General features: G+C 54.6%; 13 protein-coding genes. 7 read left to right on the top strand and 6 right to left on the bottom strand.

Going from position 1 to position 15,534, the window contains the following annotated elements; genetic code table 11:
* Positions 1 to 47: 47 nt before the first annotated feature.
* The 6 genes from rfbC to GOX21_RS09130 all read left to right on the top strand — a co-directional run bounded on the left by rfbC (position 48) and on the right by GOX21_RS09130 (position 7,218).
* Positions 48 to 608 carry a dTDP-4-dehydrorhamnose 3,5-epimerase gene (gene rfbC, locus GOX21_RS09105; protein WP_170377125.1) on the top strand — a complete coding sequence of 187 codons (561 nt, stop codon included), beginning with the start codon at positions 48 to 50 and terminating at the stop codon, positions 606 to 608.
* A complete protein-coding gene (gene rfbB, locus GOX21_RS09110) occupies positions 605 to 1,645 on the top strand; it encodes a dTDP-glucose 4,6-dehydratase (RefSeq protein ID WP_170377127.1) in 1,041 nt (346 codons plus the stop codon). The genes rfbC and rfbB overlap by 4 nt, the downstream gene beginning before the upstream one ends.
* On the top strand, positions 1,642 to 2,493 hold the full coding sequence (rfbD, locus tag GOX21_RS09115) for a dTDP-4-dehydrorhamnose reductase (RefSeq protein WP_170377129.1): 852 nt from the start codon (positions 1,642 to 1,644) through the stop codon (positions 2,491 to 2,493). Before rfbB ends, rfbD begins: the two co-directional genes overlap by 4 nt.
* Entirely contained in the window at positions 2,490 to 3,362 is an 873-nt protein-coding gene (gene rfbA, locus GOX21_RS09120; RefSeq protein WP_170349865.1) for a glucose-1-phosphate thymidylyltransferase RfbA, read from the top strand. The genes rfbD and rfbA overlap by 4 nt, the downstream gene beginning before the upstream one ends.
* A gap of 140 nt (positions 3,363 to 3,502) precedes the next feature.
* Entirely contained in the window at positions 3,503 to 5,494 is a 1,992-nt protein-coding gene (locus tag GOX21_RS21730) for an acyltransferase family protein (protein ID WP_170377131.1), read from the top strand.
* A gap of 257 nt (positions 5,495 to 5,751) precedes the next feature.
* Positions 5,752 to 7,218 carry a glycosyltransferase family 39 protein gene (locus tag GOX21_RS09130; RefSeq protein ID WP_170377133.1) on the top strand — a complete coding sequence of 489 codons (1,467 nt, stop codon included), beginning with the start codon at positions 5,752 to 5,754 and terminating at the stop codon, positions 7,216 to 7,218.
* A 39-nt stretch (positions 7,219 to 7,257) separates the two neighbouring features.
* Here GOX21_RS09130 and GOX21_RS09135 read toward each other — a convergent pair whose 3' ends face one another.
* The 6 genes from GOX21_RS09135 to GOX21_RS09160 form a co-directional block, all read right to left on the bottom strand.
* Positions 7,258 to 8,520: a right-handed parallel beta-helix repeat-containing protein gene (locus GOX21_RS09135; RefSeq protein ID WP_170377135.1), complete on the bottom strand. Its 1,263-nt coding sequence runs from the start codon at positions 8,518 to 8,520 to the stop codon at positions 7,258 to 7,260.
* A gap of 94 nt (positions 8,521 to 8,614) precedes the next feature.
* Positions 8,615 to 10,177, bottom strand: coding sequence for a carbamoyltransferase C-terminal domain-containing protein (locus GOX21_RS09140; RefSeq protein ID WP_170377137.1), 1,563 nt, complete (start codon positions 10,175 to 10,177; stop codon positions 8,615 to 8,617).
* A gap of 9 nt (positions 10,178 to 10,186) precedes the next feature.
* Positions 10,187 to 10,999: an alginate O-acetyltransferase AlgX-related protein gene (locus GOX21_RS09145; protein ID WP_170377140.1), complete on the bottom strand. Its 813-nt coding sequence runs from the start codon at positions 10,997 to 10,999 to the stop codon at positions 10,187 to 10,189.
* Between the two features lie 75 nt (positions 11,000 to 11,074).
* Entirely contained in the window at positions 11,075 to 12,916 is a 1,842-nt protein-coding gene (locus GOX21_RS09150; RefSeq protein WP_170377142.1) for a carbamoyltransferase family protein, read from the bottom strand.
* 9 nt (positions 12,917 to 12,925) lie between these two features.
* Positions 12,926 to 13,075 (bottom strand): DUF5989 family protein, encoded by a 150-nt coding sequence (locus GOX21_RS09155; protein WP_170359744.1) that lies wholly within the window; start codon positions 13,073 to 13,075, stop codon positions 12,926 to 12,928.
* A gap of 9 nt (positions 13,076 to 13,084) precedes the next feature.
* Positions 13,085 to 13,489: an SxtJ family membrane protein gene (locus GOX21_RS09160; RefSeq protein WP_170377144.1), complete on the bottom strand. Its 405-nt coding sequence runs from the start codon at positions 13,487 to 13,489 to the stop codon at positions 13,085 to 13,087.
* 789 nt (positions 13,490 to 14,278) lie between these two features.
* Here GOX21_RS09160 and GOX21_RS09165 point away from each other — a divergent pair.
* A partial coding sequence (locus GOX21_RS09165) for a right-handed parallel beta-helix repeat-containing protein (protein ID WP_170377146.1) occupies positions 14,279 to 15,534 on the top strand: 1,256 nt, incomplete at its 3' end.

The raw sequence follows: 15,534 nt of genomic DNA on the forward strand, positions 1-15,534 counted from the left end.
GTATTCAATTGCTAATAATATGTTGTGCTAACACGGGTTTTGAGTGCATGCAGATTGAAGATACCGCCTTACCTGGCGTCCTTATTCTGACGCCCAAGCGGTTCGGGGATGAGCGCGGTTTTTTCTCTGAATCCTGGAACCGAAAAACCTTGGGCGCACATGGGATCGTCCTGGAATTTGTGCAGGATAATCATTCGGTTTCTGCTGGTGTTGGGACTCTGCGGGGGTTTCATTTCCAGTCGCCGCCCCATGCGCAGGATAAGCTTGTACGCTGCGGGCAGGGGGCATTGTTTGATGTAGTGATCGATATCCGCAAAGGTTCACCCACATACGGGCGGTGGCTGGGTATTGAGCTGACGGCAGAGAACGGAAAACAGCTTTTGGTGCCCAAGGGGTTCTTGCACGGATTTGTCACGCGGAAAACCAATACTGAGATTTGCTATAAATGCACCGACTATTACGCACCCGAGTGCGAGGCAACAGTGCGCTGGGACAGTTGCGGTGTGGATTGGGGCCTGACCGGCGACCCGGTGCTGTCTAATAAGGACGCAGTGGCCCCCATATTTGCCGAATTCGACAGCCCATTTGTCTGGGAGGGCATGCCATGAAGCTGCTGGTCACAGGGGGTGCGGGGTTTATCGGATCGGCCGTCGTGCGGCGGGCGGTTCGGGATGGGCATCAGGTGGTCAATCTGGATGCGCTGACCTATGCGGCCTGCCTCGACAATGTGGCCGAGGTGGCGGACGACCCTAACTACACCTTTATAGAGGCTGATATTCGGGATCGCGCGACCCTGGACCGGGCGCTGGCGGAATATGCCCCGGACGTGATCATGCACCTTGCGGCTGAAAGCCATGTGGATCGCTCGATCGACGGGCCCGGTGCCTTTATCGAGACCAACGTGACCGGCACCTATACCCTACTTGAAGCGGCCCGGGCATATTGGGAAGGGCAGGGGAAGCCGGACAGCTTCAGGTTCCACCATATCTCTACCGATGAGGTCTATGGCTCGCTAGGTCCAACCGGTCAGTTCACCGAAGAGACGCCCTATGATCCGCGTTCACCCTATTCGGCGAGCAAGGCCGCAAGCGATCATCTGGTGCGGGCGTGGTTCGAAACCTATGGCTTGCCGGTGGTGTTGACAAATTGCTCGAACAATTACGGGCCGTATCATTTCCCCGAAAAGCTGATCCCCGTCACCATTCTGAACGCTTTGGCAGGCAACCCGTTGCCGATCTACGGCGATGGGTCAAATGTTAGAGACTGGTTATACGTCGAAGACCATGCCGAGGCGCTGCTGCTGGTAATTCAGAAAGGCCAGATCGGACGCAGCTACAACATCGGCGGTGAAAACGAGTGCACCAACCTGCAACTGGTGCAGATGCTGTGTGGTATTCTGGATCGTCTGCGCCCAGGACCGGTGCCTTACGCTGACCTGATTACCTTTGTCGCCGACCGTCCGGGTCACGATGCCCGCTATGCCATCGACCCAACCCGCATCCGACAGGAGCTTGGCTGGCGACCATCGGTTAGCATCAAAGAGGGGCTGGAGCGGACCGTTCAGTGGTATCTGGACAATGAAAGCTGGTGGCGCGCGCTGCAAAACCGGGACGGTGTTGGCAAGCGATTGGGTATGAAAGCATGACCATCCTTGTCTTTGGGCGAACCGGGCAGGTTGCACGGGAAATGGCAGCGCATGCAGGTGTGACATGCCTGGGCCGCTCCAAGGCGAACCTGGAACAGCCTGCCTCCTGCGCGGCGGCCATTCGTGCCGCTGCGCCACAGGCAGTGATCAACGCGGCGGCCTTTACAGCCGTTGACCGGGCGGAAGAAGAAGAGGCGCTTGCAACCGTCATCAACGCGGCGGCTCCCACTGCGATGGCGCGGGAATGTGCGGCGTTAGGCATCCCCTTCGTCTCTATTTCGACGGATTACGTGTTTGACGGCTCGGGGGACGCCCCGTGGAAACCCGCAGATCCCACCAGACCGTTGGGGGCGTATGGGCGTTCCAAACTTGCAGGAGAACAAGGTATAAAGCAGGCCGGAGGGGCCTACGGCATCCTGCGTACTTCGTGGGTGGTGTCGGCCCATGGCAACAACTTCGTCAAGACGATGCGGCGGCTTGGAGCCGAACGAGGCCAGTTGTCGATTGTGGCCGACCAGATCGGCGGCCCGACGCCCGCACGGAACATCGCGGCGGCTTGTCTGTTCATGGCGCAGCAACTGATCAAGGATGCGGGCAAAACGGGTATCTACCACTTTGCGGGCGCACCAGACACCAGTTGGGCCGGGTTTGCCCGGTCAATTTTTGCCGAATTAGAGATTGATTGTGATGTAACGGACATTCCGTCCGGCGAATATCCCACTCCCGCCAGACGCCCATTGAATTCCCGCCTTGATTGTTCCTCACTGGAAACAACTTTTGGCATTACACGTCCTGATTGGCGGCAGGGGTTAAGGGATATTTTGCAAGATTTGGAAAACGCGTCATGAGTACACGGAAAGGCATCATACTTGCGGGGGGATCGGGTACACGCCTCTATCCGATCACGATGGCCGTCTCGAAACAGCTGTTGCCGCTTTATGACAAGCCGATGATCTATTACCCGCTGTCGGTGCTGATGCTGGCCGGTATTCGCGACATTTGTGTGATCACCACCCCGCAGGATCAGGACCAGTTCAAGCGCACGCTAGGGGATGGCAGCCAGTGGGGGGTTAGCCTGACCTATGTGGTGCAGCCCAGCCCTGACGGTCTGGCGCAGGCATATATTCTGGCCGAAGAATTTCTTGCCGGCGCGCCTTCGGCGCTGGTTCTGGGGGACAACATCTTTTTTGGCCACGGCCTGCCCAAATTGCTGGCCGCCGCGGATGGGCATGCCGAGGGTGGGACTGTGTTCGGCTATCACGTGGCCGACCCTCAGCGCTATGGCGTGGTTGCTTTTGACTCGGATGGACGAGCACGCGAGATTATCGAGAAGCCTTCGGTACCTCCTTCGAACTATGCCGTTACCGGCCTTTACTTTCTGGATGGTTCGGCACCTCAGCGCGCCCGACAGGTCAAACCTTCACAGCGGGGCGAGTTGGAGATCACCGACTTGCTGCAGATGTACCTGGAAAAAGGTCATCTCAGGGTCGAAACCATGGGGCGGGGCTATGCCTGGCTGGATACGGGCACCCATGCCAGCCTGTTGGATGCCGGCAATTTTGTGCGCACCCTTGAAGAACGTCAGGGGTTACAGACGGGATGCCCCGAAGAGATAGCCTGGCAACTGGGTTGGATCAGTGACGCGCAGTTACGTCAGCGGGCCGAGATGTTCGCGAAGAATGAGTATGGGACTTATCTGGACGGTTTGTTGGAATAACAGACCGGCTGAGAGAAGGGAGCATTGAACAGGGGGCCGCAAGCCTTGCTGTATAAAGTCAAAAAATGCACCTTGGGATTTGGGTGAAATGAAATAGAAGTGGTGAAAATTTTCTGGGTTAAATAGTTTGTGTGAACGATGTGTCGAAAATTTCCTACAGACCGGACATTGATGGGCTTCGCGCGGTCGCCGTAGTTCCTGTTGTTCTGCACCATGCTGGTTTTAGCGCGGTTCCGGGCGGGTTCGTCGGTGTGGATATATTTTTCGTCATCTCTGGCTTTTTGATAACCAGAATTCTCACGCGGGAAATCCGGGACGGGCAGTTTTCGCTGCTATCTTTTTACGAACGCAGGGCCAGGCGCATCCTGCCCGCACTTTTTATAGTGCTTGTCGCTTGCCTGGCTGTCGGCTGGTTTCTTCTACTGCCCAGCCAGTATGACGCGCTTGCCAGGTCTACGGCTGCAACGCTGCTTTTTGTGTCTAACGTCTGGTTTTGGGATGCGGCTGGTGACTATTTCGGCAGGGGGGTCGAATTGGCGCCGCTGCTTCATACCTGGTCTTTGGCGGTCGAAGAACAGTTCTATCTTGGATTTCCAATATTATTGTGGGTAATGGCGAAACAATCGCGCCGCTTTTGGGTTGGTGTGATTGCGCTGATTTCACTCATATCTCTGGGGCTTTCGATATGGGCGACGACCGCTGCGCCGATTGCCAACTTCTATTTTACCTCAATGCGGGTTTGGGAACTGGGGCTGGGTGCGCTGTTGGCCATCGGTGCGTTTCCGGCACTCCGTCGCCCGCTGGTGGCTGAGGTAATCGGGCTGATTGGATTGGCAATTATCCTAAGCAGCATCGTTCTGATCTCGGACAACACCCCGTTCCCCGGGTTGATGGCTGTGCCGCCCTGTGCAGGTGCCGCTTTTTTGATCTGGGCGGGAATGAATAACACAACGTCTGCCGGCCGGTTGTTGGCCTTGCGCCCGATAGTCTGGATTGGGCTCATTTCCTATTCGCTGTACCTGTGGCATTGGCCGGTACTGGTCGCGGCCAGAGTGCAAAACGGCAGTGCGGATCTGCCCGCTATGACGGCGATGATTTGTGTATTTCTGTCTGTTCTGCTTGCAGCGGCTAGCTTGTATCTGATCGAGCGACCCTTTCGCATTCCGGCCAGCAAAGGGGGCTTTTCGCGAGCCAGTATTTTTACGGGTGCAGGCACAGGTGCCACGCTTATATTGGGGCTAGCCGTCATACTTGTTGTGAAAGAGGGCGTTCCAAGCAGGGTTCCGGCTGAGTTGGCAGCCAAAATGAACAAGTTCAAGGAATCCCATTATCTGATGGATGCGTGCAGACAGTGGGAAGACGGTAAAGAACCCTGCAAAATAGGAGCATCCAATCAGGCCGACGCAGAACCTCGCGTCGTCGTGTGGGGGGATTCCCATGCCGGGTCTTTGTTACCCGGCATAGATTCCTGGCTGAAGGACAACAACATTCTGGGCGAGGCCTTTGTAAAGTTTGGCTGCCCTGCGCTGTTGGGGGTCCGCCGCGCCGACATGGCGCCTGCTCATGGTTGCGACACTCATAACGAATTGGTGGTGCGCTATATCGAACAACTGCCCGAATTAGACGCGGTTGTCGTGGCGTCGCGTTGGGCTTTGGCGACCGAAGGTGTTCGGGTTTCGGGCGAAGAGGGGAGAATAGCCGTTCTGGCGGCAACCGATGAGCGCCCCACTGGGGTTGAGGATAATCCAAAACACGTGGAACAGGGTCTGAAACGGCTGCTTCAAAGGCTGGAAAGCCGGGGTATCGAGGTTCTTATCGTCGGGTCAATACCAGAGATCGGGTTCAACGTCCCCGATGCCCTCGCAGGCAGCGCTGCGTTCGGGACTCAGTTGCGCGTGCCCCCGTCACGGGAAGAGTTTGATCTACGCAATTCCCGCTCTTACGCAATTCTGGCGGATGCCGGGCGGGAATTCGACGCGGCGCTTGCGCGTCCGGCTGATATTTTATGCGATGAGTTCTGCCGTATTCATCTGGACGGTCGCCCTCTTTACCGGGATGACGATCATCTGAGCGAGTTTGGAGCAAACTGGGTTATGCCGGCCTTGCTGGATCAGCATTTCCTGCGAAATTAGTGCATTCCGTCTGTACACTGGGGCATATCCGCAAGGCTGGACTGCCCGACCCCACAACAATCTGGGCCATCTAGCGAAAATGTCTGCAATCAAGAGACAGTCCATATCAAAATACACCAGCGACGGTACATTCGCTTCGACGCGTGGCATGGAAACGGGGATAATCGGACAAGTTTCAGCGGGCGGCTGTGTCTGGCTCGTGCAAGGTTAGGATAGGTTTTGTACCCGGAGATGCGCGCGTGATCGGAGAAGCTGACATGAAGCCGCCATCCCCCGCGATTGGCCGCAGTGATTTGGCAATTCTATTGTTCATTCTGCTGTTCGCTGCCGCGTTGAGAATTGCAGGGCTGAACTCACCGCTTTGGTATGATGAAATCTGGACTGTCGACACGCATATTCGTTTGCCCTGGGGCGACATGATGCGCGAATATTCCATGAACCATCATTATTTCTTCAGCATGAAGGCAAAGCTGTTTTCTCAGATATTCGGAGAGGAATCCTGGGTCTACCGTTTCCCAGCCGTAGTGTTCGGCGTCGGCATCGTCGCCGCGATCTGGTGGCTGGCCAAAGAGGTCGCAAACACCTGGATCGCCCATGTCTCTTCCTTGCTTGTGGCCCTGTCCTATCATCAGGTCTGGTTCTCACAGAATGCGCGCGGATATACCGAGCTTGCTTTCTGGAGTATGCTTGGCCTCATTCTTTTTCTGCGGGGAGCGCGCAATCCGACGATGGGAATCTGGCTCGCCTTCGGGCTGACTGCCGCCGCCGCTGTTTTTACGCACCTGACCGGTGCATTTTTCTTTGTTGCCCTAGGGTTCGTCTGGCTGATCTCACTGGTGACCGGGTTCGGTCGTGAGGCCCCTCTGACTCGCGAATGGATGCTGCAGCCGCTGATCGGCGTTGCCCTTGCGCTGGTTCTGACCTTTTTAGCCTATTTGCCGATTTTACCCAGTGTTCTGAATACCATGGGTGAGATATCGGCGACGTCCTCTGTCGACAAGATGCAGGTCTATCAAAACCCGATCTGGACTATGTTCGAAGGCGTGCGAACTGCAATTGGTAATACCGGGCCATTGACAGTGATCGTGGCCGTGGCAGGGTTGGTGACCATTGCTTTTGGCGCGTTGGGGACGCATACGAAACAGCCTCTGTTTTTTGTCACCATCGCCATGCATATCGTCGTGACGCTGGTTATTCTCATGTCGCTGGATATGCGGATTTGGCCGAGGTTTTTCTTTGTCGATATCGGTCCGGTTATTGTTCTTGTCGTTGTCGGTTGCGGCTATGGTGCCGGTCTGGTGGCGCGGCTGTTCAGACGGCCTCAGATTTCGCGGCCGTTGTTTATCGCAGGTGTTTTGGTGATGGTTGCCGTGTCCATGTTTCTGGTACAGCGCAACTATGATGCTCCTAAACAGAATCTGGCCGGGGCTTTTGCCTTTGTCGAAGAAACGCGCGGCCCTTCAGAACGCGTTTATGCCATCAATCCCGGCGGCCCTGTTTTTGAAAGTCACTTTGATGCTGACTGGAAAACCATCGGCGATGCAGAGGGCTATGCCAAGGCGATGGAACAACCCGGACCTGTGGCGCTGGTGGTTTTGTTTCCGAACCGGATGCTGCGCGTCATTCCACGGCTTGGGACGGATGCTGATAAGGAACTGGAACTTGAACGCACCTTTGCTGGCACGCTTGGGGACGGACACGTTCTTATCTATCGGCGCAAGTGACGTCGCTATAGAAACAACTGATAGAAAGGGTGCAGGCTCCTATTGGCGTGTCGGGTAATTATTGACGAGCGTGGACCCGGCATTAAGGCGGTCGACCTCGCTGCCCGGACGCACCCCGTACTCATGAAAGCCATTGGCGGCACCGGTTGCATAATAGATGAACTCTCGGTCGTAATAGCCGGGGCTCGAAGGGGACTGATCCTGAACAATGACGTTGTTGAGTACGGCCCAATCCCTTTGGTTCTGATACCCATTGATCCCGCTGACGACGTTTTGCTCGATTACGACAGAAGTCGAATATGAGATATTTATGCGTGGGATCGATACCTTGCCGCCTTTCGGTTGGCGGACCCGGATGATTGAATTTTTGCGAATTGAAAGATTGTCGGCCCCATGAACCGAAATGCCGTGCATATGCGCGTTGTAGATCACGTTGTTTTCAATCAGCACGTTCTTGTGACGCAAAAGGGGGTCACTTGTATCCTTGCCGCTTTTGCCCATGAAAATCGTCTGGGTAAAATCCCCGGCTCCGATGTCAAAGACGTTGTCCCGGATCACGATATTCGAACTGCCTCGGTTCGTTGTCCGCATCAGTTGGATCATGTCCCGGTGATCGCGGCTGTTGCCGCCGCGGAAAGTGTGGAACCTGTTGAGTTCGATCGTCAGGTTGTCAATTCCGCTTAGGGCCATTCCATCGGCCCGGATATCATAGAACTGATTTCGGCTCAGCGTCAGATGTGTGGTTTTGAACGCTGTCAGCGCTTTCCACCATTTGCGAAAATAGCTGTTCGATATGGTTATTTTTGAACTGCCCGTGATCTGCAAGCCAAGGCCGTGCCCTATGCCGGTGTTGTAATCCCCGTCGAATACAGAATTGGTGATGGTGATGTTGTGGCCGTTAGCAATGCCGAAATGGTTGGTACGGTGCTTGTCGCCACGCTGAAAGGAATAGTCGAACATCAATCCATCCAGCATGAGATTGCCAGCATTTTTCAGGCGCAAGCCGGTGAAACATGCCGGTGAACTGGGATCAGCAGACCGGATCGTGACAGGGGATTTGAAAGCCCTTTTGATGATCAAAGCGTCGTAATTTCCCCCAGCCAGCAGCAAGGTTTCCCCGCCGCTGGCACGATCGAGGGCTTGATTGAGGCCCTGGACGTTTTGGATAATCTGGCCGTCTTGCGATTGTGACCCGCCTTTAAACCCAGAGCAAGCCGACGCCGCAAGCAATGGCGTTGCCAGAGATGCGAACACAAGAATGGACCAAAACAGGATGCCAACAGAGAAATTTAAACGTCTCATAGGAGTAACTCTTTATAATATTGGCTGTACAAGAAATATTAGGCACATACCAAAGCCTTGTCTATTGCCGCCCTCTCACCAGTCAGAGCGCGCCTTAGAGTCGATAAAACGATCTGCCGGCAACAAAACCATCAAGCCCAACAGAGCGCGCGAATTTGTAAAGGTCGCTCGTCTTGTTGATAAAGCCCGAGCGTTTGAAGTTCAGCGACGTGTTGCACAAGACACCGACGCCGCTGGTTGCCTTGAACTCGGTTAGCAGGTCATACAGCATCGCGTTCTGGTCTTTAGTCACGGTCTGCACCCGTGCCGACCCGTCCACATGGCTTACAGCCCTAAGGTTTGGGTTGGTCACTTGTTGAAAATGAAGCATGTGGGGCGAGGGGCCAGACCAGTCGAAATGGTTCGACACATCGTCCTCAAGGCAAACGGGTGAAACTGGCGCAAGGCCCGCGCGACCTTTGATTCTGTTCACCCGGTCGCGTGTTTCGGCGGAAAAAGGCGCCGCCAGGATTGAGCGGTTCCCAAGCGCCCGGGGGCCAATTTCGCAATTTCCCATGACCCAGCCGATGACCATTCCGTCATGCAGCGCTTGTGCGACCTCTCTAAGATTCAATTCGCGGCTGGTGACACCTTGCATATCTACCCGGTCGTCGTTGAATGGCTGGCCTGCATACACCGTCCAGTTCAGTTTGGCCCGCCCCGTAAAATGACGCATGGCATCAACCGCTGTACCGATTGCACTGCCCGAGTCATTGGTGCATGGGGGGATGAAGACATCGCGGAACAGGCCGCTGTCCCGCCAACGCGTGTTCCAGCGATAGTTCAGGCCGCATTCCCCGGTAATCAGCAACGGATAGCGCTTGGTCAGGTTGGCCTTTGCAAAATCGTGAAAGCGGGAAAACACCGCGTCGGAATATCTGGCCGCAAGGTTGTGGAACCTGGGCGAAGTGACACCGATGTTGTGGTATGGCGAGTTTTTGAACGCCTCCTTGTTCAGGAAACCGGAATCCGCGCCGTTTTGTAAAAGTGCGTCAATCAAACCCTGTGCGTCGCCATCAATGACGTTTGCGTCGCCATGTGCGCTGGCTGATTGCAGTTTGCTGGAAAACTCCTTTCCCGGAGTATTCCCCATTCCCGAAAAACTGGGGTCGGCAAGCGCATAGAGAAAGGAAAATCGGCGCCCGGGCGCAGCCAGCACCCGCCCCATGTGATGTATCTTTAGGTTGCGATCGATTTCATAGAAATCACCCAGCGCATCATCCCAGACCAGGACATAACAAGGCTCGCCCTGTTCGAAGGGCGACAGCCCATAAGCCGCCCAGATGAGCGAGCGTTCGTGCGAGGAAGAATAATAGTCCAGCCGTTTCCCGAAAAAGTTCTTTGTTCCGACAATGGCCGTGCTTTCGTCGATGCCAAAGCTTCCGGCACCGGATATGGCGGTATGGCTTTCCCCCGGCGTCGACCAACCGCTCAGCGCCAGAACGTCAGGAATCTCGTTGAACCACAGCCCGGCGTCGAGGAGGGTATTCGGGTCAATTGGTGAGTTTCGGGGAAGGCTGTCTTTCTCGGCTTCATAGGAAAACATCAGATGCTGTTTTGGCGCGTCGACCCCTGCGACAGCCCCATCATGCCCGGATTTGAAGGAAAGAATTTTCATACTAGCACTCTAATCCAACCAGCCTTTTATTGTCAGGTGATCAATCACTGCCCGTGCGGCGACCTGATGCCCATTTGGGGTCCAATGCGCATCGTCCAGAAAATAAACCAATGTTCCGTCAGCGGCGGCCTTCCGCAAGGCAGGCGTCAAATCCATATAGCCTATGCCGTTCTCCTCGGCCAATGTCTTAAGTTCAGCGGCCAGTTCCAATGACACCCAGTCTTGTAAGACGCTGTCATCGGGAAAGGCCAGCAAATCGCGATAAACATCTATCTTAATCGGGATGTGCGCGACCAGAAGCTTCCCGCCATTTTCCCGAACAAGAGCATGCCCTTGTATCAATAGCTCTTTCAGATAGGCCAAGCGTGCCTCGACCCTATCGGGAGGGGGATAGGCGAAATACATTACCGTTTCTTCAGACCAAGCCGCGTCAATGAAGTGACCAGACCGCGTGCGCGCGCCAAATGTTAACACGGCATCCCCCGGTCGTGTCTTGCTATACTGGTCGTTTTTGGGTTGGCTATAGAACCCGTCCGGCTCATAGACCCGGTTGTGGGGTCCTAAAAGGCTAATTCTATTGGGTATAAATATCTGCTGATAATCGATGAGGCCGGTCAAGGCGGACAGTTCAATCAACAGGGTCAAAAACCCGAGAGTTGCAACACTCAATGCAACGTTTTGAGCAAGGTCCCGGCGCCGGTCAATCTGCCCGTCCGACGTGACCAGTGCTTGTACCGACCATTTGTTGAACGCCACACTTGGGACCATCAGGAAAACCCCTAGCAGTTTCCGATAGCCGGACTTGGATCTTGCGAGCGTCAATTTGGTCTCATACATCGAATTCCAGTAGGCACTATATTGACCGTGTCGCAAACAACGCGACGAGAGGTATCTGTCCTAGTCCAGCTCAAACGCTTCTTTATAATCCTGTTTCAGCGCCTGATCCTGATCAGGCTTTCGCAAAATGCAACGGCCAACAACCAGCATATCCAGGTCTGTGCCCATGAAACAGCGAAACGCGTCTTCGGGGGTGCAGACGATCGGTTCCCCCCGAACGTTGAAGGACGTGTTGACCAAAACCGGGCAACCGGTGCGCTGTTTAAATTCGCTAATCAGCGCGTGGTACAGGGGGTTGGTTTCGGCATGCACGGTCTGAACCCGGGCAGAATAGTCGACATGGGTGACCGCCGGAATATCCGAGCGCACAACATTAAGCTTGTCGATACCAAAAAGCTGCATTTCTTCCGAGGTCATCGTGCGGCGCAATTTTTCCTGAACATCCGCAACCAGCAGCATGTAGGGGCTGTCATAGTCCAGCTGGAACCAATCGTTCACATCTTCGCGCAGGACTGAAGGAGCAAAGGGGCGAAAGCTTTCCCGGTATTTGACCTTGAGGTTCAGCGTTTTTTGCATCGACGGGGATCGCGGATCGCCGATAATCGATCGGCCCCCAAGTGCACGAGGCCCAAACTCCATCCGGCCCTGGAACCAGCCAAGCGCCTTGCCATCGACCAAAGCTGTTGCTGCCTCGGTGATCATGCCATCGGTTTCGAATGTCTCGAATTTTGCGCCAATCGCGGTCAGGCGTTGTTCAATGTCATCCTGTGCAAAGGCCGGTCCCAGATAAGAGCCTTGCATCTTGTCGGACGGGCTGGTGCTTTGACGCTCGTTCTTCAACTCCGTATGCCATGCCGCCAAAGCGGCCCCAACTGCCCCTCCGGCATCCCCGGCGGCAGGCTGCACCCAGATATCCTTGAACGCGCCGTCCCGCAGGATATGACCGTTGGCAACGCAGTTCAGCGCCACGCCCCCGGCCATGCACAGATTTTCGATGCCATATTCCTGCGCGGCAGAGCGGGTCAGCCGCAGCACAATTTCTTCGGTCACGGCCTGAACCGAGGCCGCGATGTCCATGTGGAACTGGGTCAGTGGGTCTTTTTCAGGTTGGCGCACAGGCTCGCCAAACAGGTCAGAGAAACGTTGGTTGGTCATCGTCAGACCAACGGCATAGTTGAAGTACTGCATGTCCAGCCTGAAGGAACCGTCATCCTTCAAGTCGATCAGGTTCTCCAGAATGACATCCTTGAAGCGGGGGGTGCCGTAGGGGGCCAACCCCATGACCTTGTATTCCCCACTGTTGACCTTGAAGCCTGTGTAATACGTGAATGCGGAATAGAGCAGGCCGATCGAATGCGGAAAATGGATTTCCTTTTCAATCTTCAGGTCCTTGCCGCGCCCGATCGCTAACGTCGTCGTCGCCCATTCGCCGACACCATCCAGCGTCAAAACGACCGCCTCTTCAAAAGGAGAGGGAAAGAAAGCACTGGCAGCGTGGCTGAAATGGTGCTCACTGAACATCAGCTTGTTCCCGGGCCGAAACTCGGGATCGTGTCGGCGCAGTTCCCGGCTAAGTAAGTCTTTCTGAAACAGCTTCTCGCGCAGCCAGACCGGCATGGCCATCCGAAAGGACTTCAGCCCGCGCGGAGCGTAGGAGACATATGTTTCCAAAAGGCGTTCGAACTTTAGGAATGGTTTGTCATAAAATGCGATGTGATCGACATCGCCAAGTCCAAGGCCAGCTTCACCTAGAACATATTCGATCGCATGAAACGGATACCCCGCATCGTGCTTCTTGCGCGTAAAACGCTCTTCCTGCGCGGCGGCGACCAAAGTGCCATCAACTACAATGGCCGCAGCGCTATCGTGATAGAACGCAGAGATCCCCAGAATTGCAGTCACGACCTGGCCCTAGAACAGAGTATAGATGAACGGAGCGATAGCCGAACCCTGACTGAGCACAATCAGTCCGCCGAAAAGCACCATCATGACAAGGATCGGAAGCAACCAGAATTTCTTTCGAAACCTGAGAAATTGCCACATCTCTACCAGAAACGACATCCGATACTCCTAAAATTGATTTTTCATTGAGCCCACATTTTCCGTGCGCTCAATCCAATATGTGTTCGTATCTTTGTTTAGTTTTTGCCTTAAAAGATCCTTTCCCAAGGCCCTCATGATCAGTCCGGTTGGTGTCACGGTCAGAAAAAAGACCAACGCCATAACGATAGGCGCAACAATTGCGCCCAGCAGTAGGCCGAACTTAGTCCACAGCCGGTTTGCGCCCGACAACAACGAGGGGCGCAGCAAAGTGACCAGCACAAACGCGACCGCAATCGCCAGCGCCCAATACCGCAAGCCTCCGCTGTGGATCAGCGGCCATAGACCAATGATGGTGAATACGGCTGCAAAAACGAAACCAAAATTACGGTTGCTGCCACCCTGGACTTCATGTCGTGCCTCAATATCGATCATAACAAGATCATCTCATCGGATAACTCTAAGAACTCATACGCCGCCCTGCACAACCAGTCAGGGAAACCAACTTTGTTAATTTATACACTCAGGCTGTGCTGTTGTCGCAAATTTTTTTGGCAAATGGGCGCTATTCCCAAAATTCTGGGCGCAAGGACCGGTTTTGAGGTCGGTTTGCGCGCAGAAATCGCGCACAGTGTCGTGAATGCGGAAACAAACAAGATGGGATTCAAGGATTGGCCCGGTGCCGCCAGTATTAAGCGTCTGGTTTGGCTGTGCGGCCAGACGGGCTCACCCGGCCGAGGTGCGAAACCTTTTTTTATCGGTCTGCATCTGATGTCCAGCTGATTGCCATTTGCGCTCTGCGGTGTCGCCTCATCTTCTCATTGCCACTTTTCAGTATCGAAATGAAACTAAGTGAGCGTGGGCAGGGAGGCTCGCCGAGCGGTTGACGTTGGGGAACCCAGCAAGTGATTGCCGATGTCTAGCGCAGATACGCGAGGTCACGCCTGAATTATGGCATTTTGTTGACCATTGTTGCGACCCCGGAATCAATTCGTCACACCCTAAGATGACCGCTAAGGGATGGGGAACAATTCCCGGTATCGAGTATCGAGTTCACTCGGAAATGAAGGCAATGAGGCAAAACTGTCTCAATACAGGCAACAGTTTCCAAACATAGCCATATTCTGGCCAACCTGTCGCCCTTGTGCGGCTGTTCCCTTTGTCCCGGGTGAGCGGGTTCTCGTGCGCTGCCACTCACAGCGCCTATGAAACAGAAGGTGAAACATGTCGACCACAATTACGGTAACCTCTGCGGCCGAGCTGAATCAGGCTTTGTCTCAGGCGAAAGGTGGGGAAACGATACTTCTTGCAGCAGGTGATTATGGCGCGCTGAACTTAAGCGCGAACTATGCATCGACTGTAACAATCAAGTCCGCGGATGCGAACGCACCCGCTACGATCACGGCGATGAACGTGAACAACGCGTCGAACATTGCGTTCGAAGATCTGAATTTCGACTATAGCTTTAATGGGGAAGCAAAAAGCTATCGGCCGTTTTCAATCGTGAACAGCTCGAACATCACGGTTGATAACTCCACGTTCTCGGGGGATGTGGCCACCGGAGTATCCGCGACAGCTGACGGGTACGGATGGGGTCAGGGCTTGTTTGTTTTTCGTAGCGACAACATCAATGTTACAAACAACGAGTTCCACGACTGGCTAAAAGGGATGTATGTGGGGATCAGCACGGATGTGACTGTCTCGGGCAACAACTTACATTCGATCAGTGAGGACGGGATGTTTTATGAAAACATCAAAGGCGCCGTGATCGAAGGCAACTATATTCACGACTTTGAACGTAATCCGAATGCTGGAGGTCATGGAGACTTTATCCAGTTTTCGAGGCTTACGGGTGTAAGTACCGACATCATCATTCGCGACAACGTCCTGGACATGGGGTCCGGGGATTGGGCGCAATCGATTTTCATGGGGAACGGTAAAATCGTCCAGCCCTACCAAAATGTTCTGATCGAAAATAACACGATCTACAACGGCCACACACACGGAATTTCCGTGAGCGGAACTAACGGTTTGACGATCTCGAACAACACGGTTCTGGCAGTGCCTGGCGCGTTGACCGGCGGTGTGTCAATTCCGAAGCTATCTGTGGCCAGTGGTTCGACCAATGTCACGATTAATCAAAACGTTGTTTCCCAGATCAATGGCTATTCCGGCCAATCGGACTGGAATGTAACGGACAATGCTTTGGTCAAGACCCACCAATATGACGGCGTGTTCACGTATCATGCGACTGGCGCGCAAGATGGATACAACCAGTATGGCGTCATACCGGGCAGCATCGTTGACAACTTGAATGCGGGTTCGGATTTGGCTCAGCAGTTTCCGTTCTCTTATGACGCTTGGGTTGGAACCGCTACTAGCGGCGGCACCACTCAGCCCGGTGGTGGAACAACCCAACCCGGCGGTGGGACCACGCAACCCGATAGCGGGACGACCCAACCTGACAGTGGTACAACCCA

The sequence above is a fragment of the Ruegeria atlantica genome (genome assembly GCF_013032005.1).
In the GTDB taxonomy this organism is placed as follows: Bacteria; Pseudomonadota; Alphaproteobacteria; order Rhodobacterales; family Rhodobacteraceae; genus Ruegeria; species Ruegeria atlantica_A.

Coding starts and splice junctions, on each gene's coding strand:
- rfbC (WP_170377125.1), top strand. CDS start 48: ATGCAGATTGAAGATACCGCCTTACCTGGCGTCCTTATTCTGACGCCC.
- rfbB (WP_170377127.1), top strand. CDS start 605: ATGAAGCTGCTGGTCACAGGGGGTGCGGGGTTTATCGGATCGGCCGTC.
- rfbD (WP_170377129.1), top strand. CDS start 1,642: ATGACCATCCTTGTCTTTGGGCGAACCGGGCAGGTTGCACGGGAAATG.
- rfbA (WP_170349865.1), top strand. CDS start 2,490: ATGAGTACACGGAAAGGCATCATACTTGCGGGGGGATCGGGTACACGC.
- GOX21_RS09130 (WP_170377133.1), top strand. CDS start 5,752: ATGAAGCCGCCATCCCCCGCGATTGGCCGCAGTGATTTGGCAATTCTA.
- GOX21_RS09135 (WP_170377135.1), bottom strand. CDS start 8,520: ATGAGACGTTTAAATTTCTCTGTTGGCATCCTGTTTTGGTCCATTCTT.
- GOX21_RS09140 (WP_170377137.1), bottom strand. CDS start 10,177: ATGAAAATTCTTTCCTTCAAATCCGGGCATGATGGGGCTGTCGCAGGG.
- GOX21_RS09155 (WP_170359744.1), bottom strand. CDS start 13,075: ATGTCGTTTCTGGTAGAGATGTGGCAATTTCTCAGGTTTCGAAAGAAA.
- GOX21_RS09160 (WP_170377144.1), bottom strand. CDS start 13,489: ATGATCGATATTGAGGCACGACATGAAGTCCAGGGTGGCAGCAACCGT.